Below are 16,212 nucleotides of genomic sequence, written 5' to 3' on the forward strand. Positions count from 1 at the left end.
CATGAGCCCTCCTTCTATTCTGAATCAGGTGCTGATTCTGGCTTCCGGTTGGATAAGAGGACAAAAGGTAAATAGATGAAAACAGCGACAACAATACAGATAAGCTGTGTGATGACAGCCCCCATACTGCCAGCGGTAGACAGCCAAGCATTCACAATCGGAGGTGTCGTCCACGGCACCATCACCACCGCTTTCCCCGCAAAACCTGTAGCGGTTGCGATATAACCAATCGTACCTGTCACGAGTGGTGTAACGATAAACGGAATTGCCATCACAGGGTTCAACATGACAGGTAATCCGAAAATAACTGGTTCATTGATGTTAAACAGTCCAGGTCCTGATGAAAGCTTGGCAATGCTCCGCATCTCTTCTCTTCTTCCTGCTATAAAAATGGCGATCAACAGACCAATCGTCACACCCGAACCACCAATGCTCATATACACATCCCAAAATGGCATCGTGATAATATTTGGAATCTCTTTGCCCTCTTGAAATGCTGTCATATTCACTGCAATTGATCCTAATAACAGCGGCTCGCGAATCGGTTTAATCATTTGGTTGCCATGAATACCGATCACCCAGAAAAATTGAGCCACAAACATTAACGTTAAAATACCAGGCAGTCCCTGCACAACACTTTCAAGCGGACGCTGCACGACGTTATACACCGCTTCATGCAAATAAATGCCTGTCACACGATGAAACGCAAACCCGAATGAACTAATGATTGTAATCGTAATAATTGATGGGAAAAGTGAAGAAAAAGACGTCGCCACATTTGATGGAACAGAATCTGGCATCTTAATTTGCAGCCACTTCACCTCGGTAAGCTTACAAAAGATCTCTACAGAGACGATGGCAATGATCATACCCAAAAATAAGCTTTTTGGATCGGAGAATTGCCTCGCCAGCACATCGACAACCTCACGCATCGATCCATCGACTTCAAGAAGAAGTGTCGTCGGAATAACGGATATAAATGAAATCAATGCCATTAATCCTGGGAACAATGATTTATGTCCATTGATTTTCCCGAGCTCAATCCCGATGAGGAACACAGCCCCGATCGTTAAAAAGTTCAGCGTGGCATAATTGATTGCCTTCATAATTGGCTGAAGCTCTGCTAAAAACCTGAATATCTCAAAATGGGCAAGCCCCGTTTCCGGGCTCATGATCATATTTGCGACCAGTACAGCAAATGCCCCCGTAATGATGATTGGCATTAATGTGACAAATGCTTGCTTAATCGCCATAATATACTTCTGATTTGTAATACGATAAGCGACATGTCCCATGACGTCGGCCGCTCTCTCTTTAAAGCTCATGATCCGTCTCCCCCTTTACAAAAACTCGTGATCATCCTCCTTTTTGATGTTATTTTAAAAGCGCTTTCATTAACATCCAATCTTTTTCCTCACAGATGCGGAAATGGGTGTCCTTTTTTTTCATCTGGCTGTTCCAACACGTGCAGCGCCGCTGTCAGTTCTTCAAATGAAGCAGCTTTGATGATTTGCTCCACCACTTCCTTCTGCTCTGTCAAACGCACAAGAAATTGATAAAGTGACTGCAATTCTTTCTGATACGTCTTCTGTATACTTAACAAACAGACGACCTGTACCCGATCGTCGCCCCACAGCACTGGTTTCCTCAACGTACAGATCGCACAAAACGTATCATCTGTTGCCGGTTTGATTGGGTGAGGGATCGCGACCAAATGACCGAACGACGTAGGCGACACTTCCTCTCTTTCCAACAATAGCTGTTCAAAATCATCCGGGATTCGGTTTTGTTCCTGCAATACAGTCACGAAAAATTGAAGCACCTCTTCCCTTGTTTGTAGATCTTGCTGAAAAAAAGTCATCTTCGGACTGATATATCGCAAGACACCCATTTCTTGTGACCCCTGCACAAATCGTTTCAGCCTCGACATATCGTCTTCACTGAGGATCGTATGTACATCAATCACTGGCACAGGTAGTGTGTTCTGAAGCGGGATGGTACTAATGATCAAATCGATACTTCTCAAGTCATACGACAAAAGGTCACTGACACTTGCAGTACCAGCAATCTCTAGCCTTTCGCTAAAGGCGGCCTTCAGCTTATGGAGAAGAAGCTGACTGCTCGCGACACCCGTTGCGCACACAATCAAGCATTTTTTTCTCACAGTCTGAGTTTTTGTCCGCTCTATGGCAGCACCAATATGCAGCGCCAAATATCCGATTTCATCTTCATGAATCTCTACATTCTCTTTTTCCTTCAGCCATCTTCCCATATAGACACCTGCTTCAAAAGCAATCGGATAATGCCTTTTTATGTCTGATAAATAGGGGTTACGGATGTTCATATCATATCGGAACCGATGAATCGCTGATCTCAGGTGAAGACTTAGTCCCACAATCAATTCCTTGTCTGTCTGAATATCAAGTGACATGTGCTCTTCGACATAACCAAGTAATTGATGAGTTAAACGGAAATGCTCTTCATCAAGCATGTGAAATAGCGTGTGTCCCGTTTCTCCATACGCCATCATTTTTGCCCCCATTAAATGAATCGCAATATAGGCCATTTCAGATAATGGAAAATCTATACCGAGTACGTGACGCATATCTTCTGCCATTTGCCTCGCCACTTGAAAAGCGGGCTGTGTTTGAATATCTTTGAGTTCTCCTTCCGGCATCATCACCAATTTTTTCTCTTCAATTCGTTTGCACGCAATGGCGATATGTGTCACTAAGTTGCTTAAACCGATCTCTGAGACATGAAGGCCGCTTGCCTTTGTACGTGAACGCACCATATCTTGAATCAATTGATACGTTTCTTCAGGTAAAAGGGCAGGGTTCGGATGCTCTTGCTGAAACACATGCTCAGCTAGACAATACCTTAATTTCATTTCATCTCCACTCAGCCTCAGTCCATATTTAGGTCGGTGTGCAACAGAAAGTCCATGTAAAGAAAATAGATGCTTGACTGCTTTCAGGTCATTTTTCACAGTAGATTCACTCACAAATAATTCCTCGGCCAATTCATCTAATTTCATATAGTCTTCGGACAATAAAAGCCTTCTCAATAAATAAGAGATACGATCCTCCGGCTGATTTGGAATAACTTGATTCTTTTTTTCATTTCTTTCTCTCATTGAGTTTTTCAAAAAAGTACGAAATGCTCCATAATCTTCGACAGTCAATGTATACCCTGCTCCACGTTTCATATGAAGTGTTGCCCCATGTACTTCTAATATTGATTTAAGCGCTTTCATATCTGTTCGAACTGTTCGTGATGTGACGCCTATCAGGCGTGCAATTTCTTCACCTGTCAGCTCCTGCTCTGCCTGCATTAACCGCCTCAACAGCTCCTCCTGACGTAGAGATAACATAGACTCCCCTCCCTTGGTCAATTACTTTTGCCTATCATCATAAACGAAAATAGAACTCTTTGCCCAGTTTTTCTTTCCGACCGGGAACTTTGTTATGGCTCAAACGTATGAATATGAAACAAGAGGAGGGATACATCATGTTTGTTATCATCATCATACTAGCTTCTTTAGGCGCCATTACCGCCCACATGTTTACACCAAAAGATAAGCGTTCATCTTCTAAGCATTCTGCACATCACAGTTCAACAACCAGTAACTATACTGATTCGTATACACATCACGCTTCTGATGCCTCCTGCGGTGGTGATTCAGGTGGTAGCGGCGGATGTGACTAAACCAAAAAAAACAGCCGCTTGTTCAGCCGGCTGTTTCGTTTATTTTATTAAAGAGCTTTCCAGCCCCGTTCAATTAAATGTTTGACATCCTTTGCAAAATCCTCGCCTTTTTCCATCACATCTTGGGCTCTTCCTGCAAAATTACTAGCGACAGCGAGTTCCATTTTTTTTAACTCAAAGTGCATAATTTTTTGGTCTATCTCCGTAATATAGGTTTCATACTCATTGTTCACAATGTCGTGCAGCACGTGATAGGCTTCTTTCCGATGACGGTGAAAGTCCGTTCCTCTCTCACCTTTCCATGACGAATCTAGAGCAGGCTTCTTGATTTCCTTTATGTCAGACTGCGCAAGATCTTGTTCTGTTCGAATATTACTTTTGGCTGTCTTTAACCGAGAGATCATTTCGTCAAATTCTGCACGTTTGTTTTCAATCCCCATATGCAGATGGTGCAGCATCTCGGATAAACTCATGTCATCCACCTCTATTAGACCTCATAAGAAAGCACGGCGTCAGCGTTTTTGAAACCGGGCAGATCATCTGCTTTTTCCAGTCCTGACATTTCTATCGTTCGCTTTCATTAAGTATAGTATAAGGTGAAAAGCCTTAGGCTTAAATAGGGAAAAGGTGTCCTTTTAACATGGTGTTTGGAAGAAAAACGGAATAATCTAAGGTCATAAATCCCGAATTATATATGAGTCTTTACGACTATATTTTACATCGCACTCAGCTACGCTATCAATAAAACGATTGGGGCTTATGATTTTGCCGCAATCGCTTCATCCTGTTCTTTTAGCGTCTTCACATTTGAGCGTGTATCCTGAACGTTTTTGATTAAGGCTTCTTTAAAGCTTGAGACCATTTCGCCCACCTCTGCTTCACGTGCCGTCCATTTGGTTACAAATTCAAGGCTGTTTTCACCAGCTTTATCTGCTGCTTTTTTCATTGTTAAAGCTTCAACTGCTTGGGAGACTTCATCTAGTTTATCCATCACTGTTTGGTAGTTTAACTTAATTTGTCCCATTATGATATCCTCCAGATTGGTTCAGCATGAAGCTCGCTTACAAGCTGCTCCATGCTTTTGAGATCAAGCGTTTTGCGTCTTCTACTGCGTCTTCTCCTTTTTCAGCCAAACGTGCGGCATCTCCAGCTAAAGAGCTGGCAAAGGATAAGGCAGCCTGCTCTGCTTCTAGTGTACTGATTTTGAATTCGATTCGGCTCACGTAGCGTGGATATTTATCGCTTACGATCGTTTGCAACGCATCATGCGCTTCATTTCGTTCTGATTTGAAATCTTGGCTCCGCTCACCTTTCCAAGAGGCCCCAAGCTTTGGCTGCTTGATTTGTTTTAGGTCTGTTTCTGCGGCATCTTGTTCACGTTCAATCTTACTTTTTGCCTTTTTGAGTCGAGCAATTTTCTCTTCGATCTCTGCCTTTTTATTTGAAATGCCACCGTTAAGGGCAGACAGCATATCCGATAAGCTCATATGGGTTCCTCCTCCTGTCAAAAATAAAAACGCTGCTTAGAGTCCCTCTAAACGAGCGTAATGGTGAATCGCACTTTTTCCAATATTGTTATTATAAGGTTCAAAGACTCATGTTTGAATAGGGATTTGTGCCCTTTTTATGGTATAAATATGCTTTCAATCTGCTTCACACCACACCTTAAGCCCTCTTTTATAGGGGGTCAAAATACACAACCACCCTTCTGGAAACACACATAGTCTTACGGTCCTAGGACAAACAAAAGCCGCCCGGGGGAGGGGCGGCTTTTGCAGTGGCTTATGATGCCGATTCTTCTGAGTCTTGTTGATTTTTCACGTACCAAATGAATTTCCCTGTATATCCGTAGATGATGGCAAGACCAATGGCAACAAAGCTCAGCCACATAAATGGTAAATAAGAGAATGTCGAGACGCCTAGAATCCCTGCCATGTAAATTCCGTTATCTGACCATGGAACCATACCAGACGTAAGTGTTCCACCAACCTCAGAGTTTCTAGATAACACACGTCTGTCTAATTTTAATTTGTCATAGCTTTTTTCCATGATTTTTGGTGTAAGAATTAATGAGACATACATTGCACAACCAAAGATATTCGCAAAGAATGCTACTACAAGTGTAGACAGTGTCACATTTCCTGCATTGTGCAATTTTTTCTCGAATGTTGCGACGATCACTTTTAACACGCCTAAGTATTCAAGAACTCCACCAAAACCAAGTCCAAGAATAATGACCACTAGAGATCCTAACATATTGACAATACCGCCACGGTTCAACAGTGTATTTAAGAAATCTACATCTGAATTAATAGAGAAGCCGTTATAAGCTGTACCAAGCGCATCAGCTGGGTTCATTCCTTGGAATGCCATCGCCCAGACTGCCCCAAGCAGTGCACCAATTGCGATAACAGGCATTGACGGTTTTTTCAATACAAGTAATAGGACAACAATGACTGCCGGAATGATCATCCAAATATTAATCGTGAATGTATCCTGCAATGCTTGTTTCAAAAACTCTACTTTATCTTGATCAATATTTCTTCCACCATACATAAATCCAGTAATTGTAAACATAATAGCCGTAATAACAAAGGCCGGTATGGATAAAACCATCATGGCTCTTACATGCGCCAGCACGTCCACTTTTGAAAGAGAGGAAGCGAGCACAGTACTATCAGATAGAGGAGATAATTTATCACCAAAATAAGCGCCAGATAAAACAGCCCCAGCTACGATCGGTAATGGGATACCCAATCCTTCACCAATCGCAATCATCGCAATACCTGCCGTTCCAACTGTACCCCAAGACGTACCAGTAGCAACAGACATAATAGAACAGATAATCAGTGTAGCTAATAAGAAGATATTAGGATGAATAAATTCCAGTCCGTAATAAATTAACGTGGGTACAACACCGCCAGCAATCCATGTACCAACAAGTGCACCTACTGCAATTAAGATTAAAACAGCCTCTAATCCATTTGATATCCCTTTTGTGATCGCATTTTGAAGGTCTTTGTACGAATGCCCTAAACGAATTCCTAAAGCAATAACCATAAACCATGAGATGAACAATGCTAGCTGAATATCTAATTTGAAGTAAAGAGTGAATGATAAAACAATTGCTAAAAATAAGCCAAGTACAGACACGACTTCTAAAATAGACGGTAGACGTGGTGTTTTCATTTTGTTTCCTCCCTTTGTGCGTGCGTTAAGCGTTTTCAAAATATTGTGAAAAAAGTGTGTCAATTCGAAAGAAAGTGAATTGCCTGTTTTTCTCTATTTCACAGGCAATTCCACATATTAATAAAATAAAATTTTTGATATTATTATCGCTCCAGGAGCTCTGCACCCGCAATACCAGGCTTTGTCATCTCGTAAGGATTCAAAATAATATCAAGTTCTTCTTCTGTTAACACATCATTTTGCAGGCAAAGATCTCTGATCGATTGTCCTGTTAAAATGGCTTCTCTTGCGATTCTAGCCGCAGCTTCATAGCCTAAGTGAGGATTTACCGCTGTAATGACACCTGCACTTTTTTCGACATATTCTTTCAAACGTTTTTCATTTGCTTCGATGTCCGCTAAACAGTGATCTGTGAATGAGCGGAATCCGTTATTCATTATACTAATAGATTGAAGCAAGTTAAAGACCAGAACAGGCTCCATCACATTTAACTCAAGCTGGCCTGCTTCAGAAGCAAGACAGATGGTGTGGTCGTTCCCAATGACCTGGAATGCGATTTGGTTAATGAGCTCTGCCATGACTGGATTGACTTTTCCAGGCATAATGGATGATCCCGGCTGACGGGCTGGCAATGCAATCTCAGCAAGACCTGCACGTGGGCCAGATGCCATTAAGCGAAGGTCATTCGCAATTTTAGACATGTTCATCATGCATACTTTTAAGGCAGCAGATACTTCTGTGTATGCATCTGTATTTTGCGTCGCATCGACGAGGTGCTCTGCGCCTACTAATGGCAGTCCAGAAATATCAGCAAGCTTTTTCACTACGATTTCGATGTAGCGAGGATCTGCATTGAGGCCTGTTCCAACAGCGGTCGCACCCATATTCACTTCATATAAATGCTGTTTTGATTGGTTGATTCGTTTAATATCACGACTGAGCACACGGCTGTATGCTTCAAACTCTTGTCCTAAACGGATCGGAACAGCATCTTGTAAATGAGTACGCCCCATTTTGATCACATGATCGAATTCTTTTGCTTTCTTTCGAAATACGTCATGCATGGCCTGCATCGTCTCAAGTAAAATGTCTAACTGCTTGAGCACTGCAATATGGATCGCCGTTGGGAACGAATCATTTGTCGATTGTGACATGTTCACATGTGTGTTTGGACTTAAATGAATGTATTCGCCCTTTTGATGTCCCATGATCTCGAGGGCTCTGTTTCCAATGACCTCATTGGCATTCATATTCATAGACGTTCCTGCGCCGCCTTGAATCGGGTCTACGATGAAATATTCATGGAATTTGCCTTCAATGACTTCATCTGAAGCTTGAACGATCGCATTTCCAATTCCTTCATATAAACGTCCGACTTCCATGTTGGCTTGAGCTGCTGCTTTTTTGACAATGGCAAATGCTCGAATGAGTTCCTCATGCATGCGATATCCTGTAATCGGAAAATTCTCTTTTGCACGAAGCGTTTGAACACCATAATACACGCCTGCGGGAATTTCTTTTTCACCTAGAAAATCCTTCTCGTAACGATAAGTTGCTTGAACCATCTCGTATGACCTGCTTTCTATAGAATAGTTAAATCACTAAATCTTCTGCGATTGGCGTTTCCATAATCTTTTTCACTTCTCGTGGATCTGTTGTTTTACCTAATGCCCACATGAGCTTTGGCACGATGGCTTCTGTGTTCATGTTTCTTGAACGAGCAACCAGTTCTTGATTGATTTTACGTCCTACTTCATACACACTCATGTCTTCTCCTTCTTCGAGACACTGAGTGGTGATCACAACAGAAATGCCTTCTTCCAGCAATTCGTTGATTTTTTCTAAAAGGTTTCTTCCTTCGAAAGGAATTCCGCCGCTGCCGTAGCTTTCAATGACGACCCCTTTGTACAAACCTTTGATTGAATCTAAAAACTCAGGCTTCAGTCCTGGATGCAGTTTTAATAAACAAACGTCTGTGTTCAAGGATGCATCTAATTTAAGCGGTTTCATTGATGATCTTTTTACTTTGCTATTGTATTCAATTTGATGATTTTCAATCGATGCAATATATGGGTAGTTAATACTTTCAAATGCATCGTAGCTTTTCGTTCTTAGTTTGATTGCGCGAGTTCCTTGAATGACTCTGCCATCAAATACGACGTATACGCCGCCAACACCGTCACATGCAAAACGAATCGCATCTGTAATGTTTTTCTTCGCATCTGTTTTCTTAAACGTAATTGGAATTTGTGACCCTGTAATGACAATTGGCTTATCAGGATTTTGCAGCATATACGATAGTGCTGCTGATGTATAGGCCATTGTGTCCGTACCATGCGTGACGACAAATCCGTCATATTGATCATAATTTTCATAAATGGCTGTTGCGATATCAACCCAGTATTCAGGCTGCATATTGGTACTATCTATACTCATTAGGGACTTTGTGTCCATTGTGTAGTCTGCATTAATTTCGTTTAAATAGCTTAAAAGGTCCTCAGCTTTAACACCTGGAGCTAAACCATTTTCACTCTCTACAGATGCAATCGTCCCACCAGTGGTTAAAAGCAATAATTTCTTCAACAGGTCCACCTCTTTCAGTAAAATTACTTCGTTTGTCACACATATTATAAGCCAGCTTGTGCTATTCTATAATATACGCTTTACGCGTACCTTCATTGCCATTATAGTCACATAACGCGAATTAATCAAGAAATTATTACGCATAACGCGTACACTCTTTGTCAAAATATGATATACTGTTGTTGTATATAAAGGAGCGTTCATGTATGATACTCGATCGTTTAACCACCCTTAGAAAAAAGAAAAAATGGTCTCTCCAGCATACGGCAGATCGCCTAGGTATCGCCAAAAGCACCTATGCCGGTTACGAATCTGGGTACCGACGACCTTCGCTTGAAGCAGTGAAACTGCTGGCTGATTTGTATGATACGTCCATTGATTTTTTACTTGGTAGAACGGACGAGCCAGAGATACAACGCAAAATCTCTGATATCAAAGTTGAACTGACGGAAGCAAAAGAAGGAACCATCCATGTAGACGGCGTTCCACTAACAGATGAAGAAATTAAACAGCTTGTTGCCTTTATTCGGGCGAAAAACACTCTGAAAGTATAAACAACACAAAAAAGAGAGGTCCCTGTCATAGAGGTACCTCTCTTTTTCTGCTTACGACAGCTCACTTAATTCCTCTAACCGCCGCTTCGCTTCTTCTTTATTAAAGGAACTATAATAGCGATAATTCTCATCATCTAAGATGCGGTAATGCTGGCTTAGTACATTCTGCTGAAGACGAAACGTACCTTTTTTCACAGACGTCCGCCACCAAACCTTTCCGCCAATCGTACGTTCAACAGATAAATGCAATTCATCGTGTGCGACGACTTCCAAAATCTCAAGCGGATCATCCCCAAGTGTCCCTTTTAAAATGTCACTATCCCTGAATAATGCACATACGGCCGCAGATTGCGTCCAGTTGAGGCGAAGACGATTCTTTTCTACCTGCTGCAAATGCCGTTTGGATAGCCCAAGCACCTCAGCCATGCGGTCCTGTGTATAGTTTTTTTCTTTTCGAATTCGTGCCATTTGTTCTGTGACGAGGTCGATTACCATTTCTTTGTCCATCTCTCATCACCTCTTGATTGTTCAGTCTTTACTGACATCATACACGATTTCTTAAAAAAAGTGGCGTCTCACCTCATGGAATGATGGCGAAAACATCTATTGATTCTACTTTTCACCATGACCATGCTGCTGTTTCCAATTTTCTTGGGCAGTCTCATGTAAATATGGATAAATGTTTTGTTTCACCGTTTGCTCAAATACTTCTTCATCTAAAATACTGTACGCCGGAATCTTGATCAATTTCCCATCCATTTTCCGAATGAGCACATCCATGAACAGAAATCCCCTGATACTGTAACGATGCCTGCGCATATCTATAGATTGAATGTCTTGAAAAGGGATTGTTTGTTGCCGGTATAAAACAGCACCATTCTCTCCACGCTGAATGCGAAAAATCACATTTCCCTTCTTCGTAAAAGCCGGAAGAATCATCAAAAAAGAGATCCACCCATAGACAATGCCTAATAATCCGCCTAAAAATAAAAACAACGTATAATTCGATTCAAATGTAAGAGCTTCTGAAAATAACCAAATACCGATGATGCCAAATCCGCCCGTTGCTAAGAATGCCCATACTCTTAGAAAGGGTCTGCTCCTCACTTCTATTACTTCACTTGGATTCAAGCGTCATTCTCCTTTTCTCCATTAGAATATAGAACGTAATCCGTCTCTATGAGCCGTTTCTATCCGAAATTCATTTTCCTTCATGCCCGACACTAGCCAAGAATGCTTCTGCCCCGGAATAACAAATATCATAGACTCTACATCCGGCGTATTATTTTTATCATAAGTGACCTTCATCAAAGAATCCATTTTTCCTTTTCTAACCCTTACATCAGAAGCAAATGCCCGCACAAGCTCTTGGTTCTCTGCTTTATTTAGAAAAGAAGGGCAATCCTCATTCCCTTGACTGGCTTGTTCTAACAGCAGTTCAAATTCTTCCGCCTGCAAATTGATGACTGGTGTGAGGTGTTCACTCATGTGTATGTTCAAAAAGGTTGTCACTTGCTCCACAGTCTGCTGATCGTCTTTTAGTTTGTGAATCTGATGCACTTGTTGATCATAAAGCGTATGGTGTGAATACACACCTGCCTGAGTCGTATGAAAGGACGTACTGACCTCTTCATCTAATGCACCAAACCTTGAAGCTTTCACGGTATGTGATGCATCATTCATGGCTTGAATGAAATGCCGGTATTCTTCTTTATAACGGTATTGTCTATTTCGAAATTCCAGCACGTCTTTTGCCAGCAAAGAGCGGCATGCAATTTCAAATAAAAATCCAAGACGTTCATCCTCTACATCTGGATAATAGGCTTCCTTTAAAGACATCCCTTGCTCAAAATAGCCTTCACTGTAAAAACTAAAGATGAGTTCCTCGATACTTAGACTTAGCTGATCCAACTTGATCTCTCCTTATCCAAAAGAAAATGCGCCCTTCAAGAAATCACCTGCACCTTTCAACAGCGAATCTGCGGTTTCTTTTGTTTTTTCTATTCCTTTATGTATCACCTGATTTGCTTGATCAATGGTGTCATTGACTGCTTTAACACCTTGACCTGCCAGTTCAAATGCTTTTTTTCCTTTATCGACAACCGCATGAATTGGGTCTTTTAATTTCACTGCGACCTGTTCTGCAAAACCAGAAGTAAGCTTGGCGACTTTTTCACCAATAAAGCCACCTACTGCTGATCCTATCGCACCGCCAACCACTGTTCCAATCGGTCCTGCAAAGCTTCCAAGAGCGCCGCCCACAACGGCACCTGCAACAGATCCGCCTGCAATAAAGACCGTATTATTCACTGCATTTCCAACAGCCTTTGCATTTTCACGCTTGAGAACTTCTGGCTGATCCCCAAATTCCGCATAGTTCTCCGCAATTTTCAGACCGCAGCCAACCGTTTCTGTTGCACCCGTGACGACCGTTGCAATGATGGCATTTCCTTTCGCAAACCTTGCACCATTTTTCAGAACAGACTTGATGCCAGCTGTGTCCTTCCAATTGATACTTCCTTTTGTGAAATCACGTACACTGTTCGTGAACGCAACTGTATCGCTAGGATAAAATTTCGTAAATTTCTTATGGACCAGGTCAGCCATCGACCAATTCGATCGTTTTAATAATTCTTTTTTGCTCAGCCAAATCCTTGCCAGCCGGTCAAATCTCGTTCCTTCTACCCGTCCGGTCACATCAAGAAGGAGCTTTGAATGTTGCGCAGCATAGCGGCCATTTTCTTTGATAAAGGTTGTCATGCCAAGCCCATAGTATTTCGCCTGCATCATCACAATACCAGCTAAGCTCGTGAGTGTACCATATTGATCATACAAACTGTACATTTTCCTTAAAATATCATCAGCTTCGACCATTTTATCCGTTGCATGACGAATAGCAATGTCGTCACTGCTCAATTTGCTCATTAAGGCTTGTCCAGAACCCCACGCATCTCCTACTCCAGAAAAACAGCTTCGATAACGGGGATCACAGCCTAGGATGAGGCCATCCAGTTCACTATGTAAATCGTGGTGCTTTGTTTCGATGGCCGAAAGCTCTCCTACAAAATCATTCGCCAGCCCTGTCAGCTGATCTGGATCTACTACAATGTCACGCGCCATCACATCATCTCCCTTCTCGGTTTCTTTCTCTCCGTTCTTCTCGCCTTTTTCGCTCAAGCTCTTCCATTCTGGCGATTTCAGCTTTACGTTCCTCGATTTTGACAGCAGCATCCCGCAGTTCCTGACTTGTTTCAAGCAAGTCCTTTTCAAATTGATCATAGCGTGTCACTGTTTCCTCAAAGCTTTGATCAAATTTATCTCTTGCTTCCCCTTGCCAGCCTGATCCAACTGCCTTCAGCCGATTCTCAAGTAGCTGCTTCGACTGCCGAATGCCATCAGCGGCTTCTTGGAACTTTTGAGCGAGTGCAAGTGTTTGACTAGAATCCAACTTTCGCACCCCTTTCTCCCAAATTAACGTACAAATGGATGATTTTATATGTCCTCATTATAAATAAAAAGACACCCAAAAAAATCACCCTAAAGAACCATTCAGCACATCGCAAAATAAAAGTAGGTCTTTTTCCTCTCTAATTGTCAGAGAAAGCCTTTCTTGTTATGAAGCGCATTCAAGACATGATAAAATGAACATATTCTACAAAAGGAGTGACGTATCGATGAAAGAGGAAATGATCCAGCGATTCACAAGTTATGTAAAAGTGGATACACAGTCTGATGCAGACATAGAGAGCTGCCCATCCACTGAAGGACAGCTGAACCTAGCAAGGCAGCTAGTTGAAGAGATGAAATCCATCGGCATTCAAGAAGTGACAATGGATGAAAACGGTTATGTCATGGGCACGATCCCATCTAACACAGACAAAGAAGTGCCAACCATTGGCTTCCTGGCTCATATCGACACAGCCACTGACTTCACTGGCAAGAACGTGAAACCGCAGATTCACGAGAACTATCAAGGCGGGGACATCACGTTAAACGAAGATCTACATATCGTATTATCTCCAGCACAGTTTCCAAATTTACAAAAATACCAAGGACATACGCTCATCACGACTGATGGCACGACCCTGCTCGGTGCAGATAACAAAGCTGGTATCGCAGAAATTATGACCGCCATGCATTACCTGATTGAGCATCCAGAAATCAAACATGGAAAAATTCGTGTCGCCTTCACACCAGATGAAGAGATCGGCAGAGGACCTCACAAATTCGATGTTGATGCCTTTGGCGCTTCTTATGCTTATACGATTGACGGCGGCCCGCTAGGAGAGCTTCAATATGAAAGCTTCAACGCCGCAGGTGCAAAAGTATCAATTAAAGGAAACAACGTCCATCCAGGGACAGCAAAAGACAAAATGGTCAGTGCTGCAAAGATCGGCATGCTCTTTCACAACAAACTTCCTTCAGATGAATCTCCAGAATACACAGAAGGATACGAAGGCTTTTTCCATCTCACAAGATTTGTAGGAGAAGTAGAAGAAGCAGAGCTGCAATATATTATTCGTGATTTTGATAAAGAGAAATTCAACAAGCGCAAAGCACTATTTGAAAAAATCGCAAGCGACTTAAAAGCGGTCTACGGCGAAAACAGCATCACCCTTAGCATTCAGGATCAATATTACAATATGAGAGAAAAAATTGAGCCAGTCAAACATATCGTAGACATCGCTCATGAAGCCATGGAAAACCGCTCAGTGACACCTGTCATTGAACCAATCCGCGGCGGTACAGATGGCTCACAGCTTTCATATAAAGGACTTCCAACGCCAAACATCTTTACTGGCGGGGAAAACTTCCACGGTAAATATGAATTCATCTCTGTAGAGAACATGCTGAAAGCGTCAGAAGTGATCGTGGAAATTGCACGTTTATTTGAAGAAAAAGCATAAACATGTTTACAACCGTTCCTGTTCGGGAACGGTTTTTTAATAAAAGTTTACAATTTTCTGAAACTTTTATGACACTTAATCGTACTAATAGAGACAACCCCAGAAAAATTCTTCTTGACGAGTGAAATAACTGGAAATATAATAGTTAAAAACAACCAGTATTTTAGACCTAAAAAAGCAGCCAGAATAAACCTTTAGAACTAAACGCTATTTGCTCACTATTTTCAGTTATAAACATCACTCACCCTGTCTACACTTAAAGAATAGGATGAATTGGAGGAATGTCATATGATGATTTTATTGATTATCGCTTCACTTTGCTGCTACTTACTATTCTCTTTCAAAAAAGATAACCGCACCCAAAAACGAAAAAGCGCAGAGCTTTCGGAGTTTGAAATCTTTCGTATGCGCCGCCACTACAACGGCAAACGCCGTCACCCACTAAACGATGCACCCAAACAAATATAAATGTAAAAAGAAGAGCCTCATCACCAGGGGCTCTTTTTATGTATAAAAAAACGACCAAATTCATGGCCGTTTCTCTTGTTTATTTATACACCTTCGCAGGTACTTGAATCATAGGAATTCCTACATAGTACGGTGAAATTTCATATGGCTGGAAGACAACAGCGATTCCCTTTTTCGTGAAGTAGTACTGCGTGTCGTAGCCGATTTGAATATCGCTTTTTTTCAGATTCGCATAGAATTTACTTTTATGCTTCTTTGTGTAGTTATAGATATAATCTCTTACTTTTGTACGCTTTTTCTTTGTTTTTACCACATCTGTAAAGTACAGTTGCTTTGTTTTTTTCTTTGTTAACACATAGTTCATGCTCGTAACCATCGTATCCCCATGCGCTCCACCGTTATACATGTAATCATAGTTTAAGATACTCAGTTTCTTACCATTGTTAAATTTCGTTTCATACGTTCTCTCATACGTGACCTTCCCGTAGCCTTCCTTTTTCGCTTCGTCCTTTAAGAACAAGTACGTAGAATAAGAGAATGCAATATCTTCTTTTAAATCACGATTGATGGTTTTCATATGCGCTTTACTAAGGTTTTTCACCTGTGCATATTTAAACGTTTTTTTCTTTTTATAATAGTGTGTACTTACTTTTGCTTTTTTCACTTGTTTGGCATCCGCAGATCCAACTGGCGCAAACAACGAAACAATCAGCGAAAAAATGAGCAGGCTGATCGTTAGGCCTTTTTTCATTGTCATAGTAAAAACCCCCATTTTTGTCTATTACCAATTGAGTATACCATGA

The 16,212-nt window shown here is 41.6% G+C and carries 18 protein-coding genes; 4 read left to right on the top strand and 14 right to left on the bottom strand.

Annotated features, from left to right (window positions below; all coding sequences use genetic code 11):
* Window positions 1-14 precede the first annotated feature (14 nt).
* Window positions 15-1,325, bottom strand: coding sequence for a PTS transporter subunit EIIC (locus NSQ11_RS18205; protein WP_025208221.1), 1,311 nt, complete (start codon window positions 1,323-1,325; stop codon window positions 15-17).
* 89 nt (window positions 1,326-1,414) lie between these two features.
* Window positions 1,415-3,373 carry a BglG family transcription antiterminator gene (locus tag NSQ11_RS18210; RefSeq protein WP_342501190.1) on the bottom strand — a complete coding sequence of 653 codons (1,959 nt, stop codon included), beginning with the start codon at window positions 3,371-3,373 and terminating at the stop codon, window positions 1,415-1,417.
* Window positions 3,374-3,510: 137 nt separating this feature from the next.
* Here NSQ11_RS18210 and NSQ11_RS18215 point away from each other — a divergent pair, with 137 nt between their 5' ends.
* Complete coding sequence (locus tag NSQ11_RS18215; RefSeq protein WP_017358669.1) at window positions 3,511-3,708, top strand: hypothetical protein; 198 nt, start codon at window positions 3,511-3,513, stop codon at window positions 3,706-3,708.
* Window positions 3,709-3,755: 47 nt separating this feature from the next.
* On the opposite strand, the gene NSQ11_RS18220 is transcribed toward NSQ11_RS18215, so the two are convergent.
* The 6 genes from NSQ11_RS18220 to NSQ11_RS18245 all read right to left on the bottom strand — a co-directional run bounded on the left by NSQ11_RS18220 (window position 3,756) and on the right by NSQ11_RS18245 (window position 9,480).
* The gene (locus tag NSQ11_RS18220) at window positions 3,756-4,181 is read right to left on the bottom strand and encodes a DUF5082 family protein (RefSeq protein WP_007497950.1); all 426 of its coding nucleotides are present in this window, start codon (window positions 4,179-4,181) and stop codon (window positions 3,756-3,758) included.
* A gap of 284 nt (window positions 4,182-4,465) precedes the next feature.
* The gene (locus tag NSQ11_RS18225) at window positions 4,466-4,732 is read right to left on the bottom strand and encodes a YwqI/YxiC family protein (RefSeq protein WP_008345634.1); all 267 of its coding nucleotides are present in this window, start codon (window positions 4,730-4,732) and stop codon (window positions 4,466-4,468) included.
* A gap of 37 nt (window positions 4,733-4,769) precedes the next feature.
* Entirely contained in the window at window positions 4,770-5,195 is a 426-nt protein-coding gene (locus NSQ11_RS18230; RefSeq protein WP_017358667.1) for a DUF5082 family protein, read from the bottom strand.
* Window positions 5,196-5,490: 295 nt separating this feature from the next.
* Entirely contained in the window at window positions 5,491-6,897 is a 1,407-nt protein-coding gene (nhaC, locus tag NSQ11_RS18235; protein ID WP_017358666.1) for a Na+/H+ antiporter NhaC, read from the bottom strand.
* A gap of 143 nt (window positions 6,898-7,040) precedes the next feature.
* Window positions 7,041-8,462: an aspartate ammonia-lyase gene (gene aspA / locus NSQ11_RS18240; protein ID WP_342501191.1), complete on the bottom strand. Its 1,422-nt coding sequence runs from the start codon at window positions 8,460-8,462 to the stop codon at window positions 7,041-7,043.
* A gap of 28 nt (window positions 8,463-8,490) precedes the next feature.
* Window positions 8,491-9,480 carry an asparaginase gene (locus NSQ11_RS18245; protein WP_017358664.1) on the bottom strand — a complete coding sequence of 330 codons (990 nt, stop codon included), beginning with the start codon at window positions 9,478-9,480 and terminating at the stop codon, window positions 8,491-8,493.
* Between the two features lie 206 nt (window positions 9,481-9,686).
* Here NSQ11_RS18245 and NSQ11_RS18250 point away from each other — a divergent pair, with 206 nt between their 5' ends.
* Window positions 9,687-10,034 (top strand): helix-turn-helix transcriptional regulator, encoded by a 348-nt coding sequence (locus NSQ11_RS18250; RefSeq protein ID WP_008345648.1) that lies wholly within the window; start codon window positions 9,687-9,689, stop codon window positions 10,032-10,034.
* A gap of 51 nt (window positions 10,035-10,085) precedes the next feature.
* Here NSQ11_RS18250 and NSQ11_RS18255 read toward each other — a convergent pair whose 3' ends face one another.
* The 5 genes from NSQ11_RS18255 to NSQ11_RS18275 all read right to left on the bottom strand — a co-directional run bounded on the left by NSQ11_RS18255 (window position 10,086) and on the right by NSQ11_RS18275 (window position 13,482).
* The gene (locus tag NSQ11_RS18255) at window positions 10,086-10,541 is read right to left on the bottom strand and encodes a helix-turn-helix transcriptional regulator (RefSeq protein WP_007497964.1); all 456 of its coding nucleotides are present in this window, start codon (window positions 10,539-10,541) and stop codon (window positions 10,086-10,088) included.
* A 105-nt stretch (window positions 10,542-10,646) separates the two neighbouring features.
* A complete protein-coding gene (locus NSQ11_RS18260; RefSeq protein WP_035389953.1) occupies window positions 10,647-11,165 on the bottom strand; it encodes a YfjD family protein in 519 nt (172 codons plus the stop codon).
* Window positions 11,166-11,186: 21 nt separating this feature from the next.
* Window positions 11,187-11,945, bottom strand: coding sequence for a hypothetical protein (locus tag NSQ11_RS18265; protein ID WP_046344781.1), 759 nt, complete (start codon window positions 11,943-11,945; stop codon window positions 11,187-11,189).
* 12 nt (window positions 11,946-11,957) lie between these two features.
* Entirely contained in the window at window positions 11,958-13,154 is a 1,197-nt protein-coding gene (locus NSQ11_RS18270; protein ID WP_017358662.1) for a glycine zipper domain-containing protein, read from the bottom strand.
* A 4-nt stretch (window positions 13,155-13,158) separates the two neighbouring features.
* On the bottom strand, window positions 13,159-13,482 hold the full coding sequence (locus NSQ11_RS18275) for a WXG100 family type VII secretion target (protein WP_008345659.1): 324 nt from the start codon (window positions 13,480-13,482) through the stop codon (window positions 13,159-13,161).
* Between the two features lie 226 nt (window positions 13,483-13,708).
* Here NSQ11_RS18275 and pepT point away from each other — a divergent pair, with 226 nt between their 5' ends.
* Complete coding sequence (gene pepT / locus NSQ11_RS18280; protein WP_025208225.1) at window positions 13,709-14,941, top strand: peptidase T; 1,233 nt, start codon at window positions 13,709-13,711, stop codon at window positions 14,939-14,941.
* 288 nt (window positions 14,942-15,229) lie between these two features.
* Window positions 15,230-15,409, top strand: coding sequence for a hypothetical protein (locus NSQ11_RS18285; RefSeq protein WP_342501366.1), 180 nt, complete (start codon window positions 15,230-15,232; stop codon window positions 15,407-15,409).
* Window positions 15,410-15,488: 79 nt separating this feature from the next.
* Here NSQ11_RS18285 and NSQ11_RS18290 read toward each other — a convergent pair whose 3' ends face one another.
* The gene (locus NSQ11_RS18290; RefSeq protein WP_008345668.1) at window positions 15,489-16,166 is read right to left on the bottom strand and encodes a DUF3298 and DUF4163 domain-containing protein; all 678 of its coding nucleotides are present in this window, start codon (window positions 16,164-16,166) and stop codon (window positions 15,489-15,491) included.
* Window positions 16,167-16,212 lie beyond the last annotated feature (46 nt).

The sequence above is a fragment of the Bacillus sp. FSL W7-1582 genome (assembly GCF_038593325.1).
GTDB classification, from domain to species: domain Bacteria; phylum Bacillota; class Bacilli; order Bacillales; family Bacillaceae; genus Bacillus; species Bacillus altitudinis.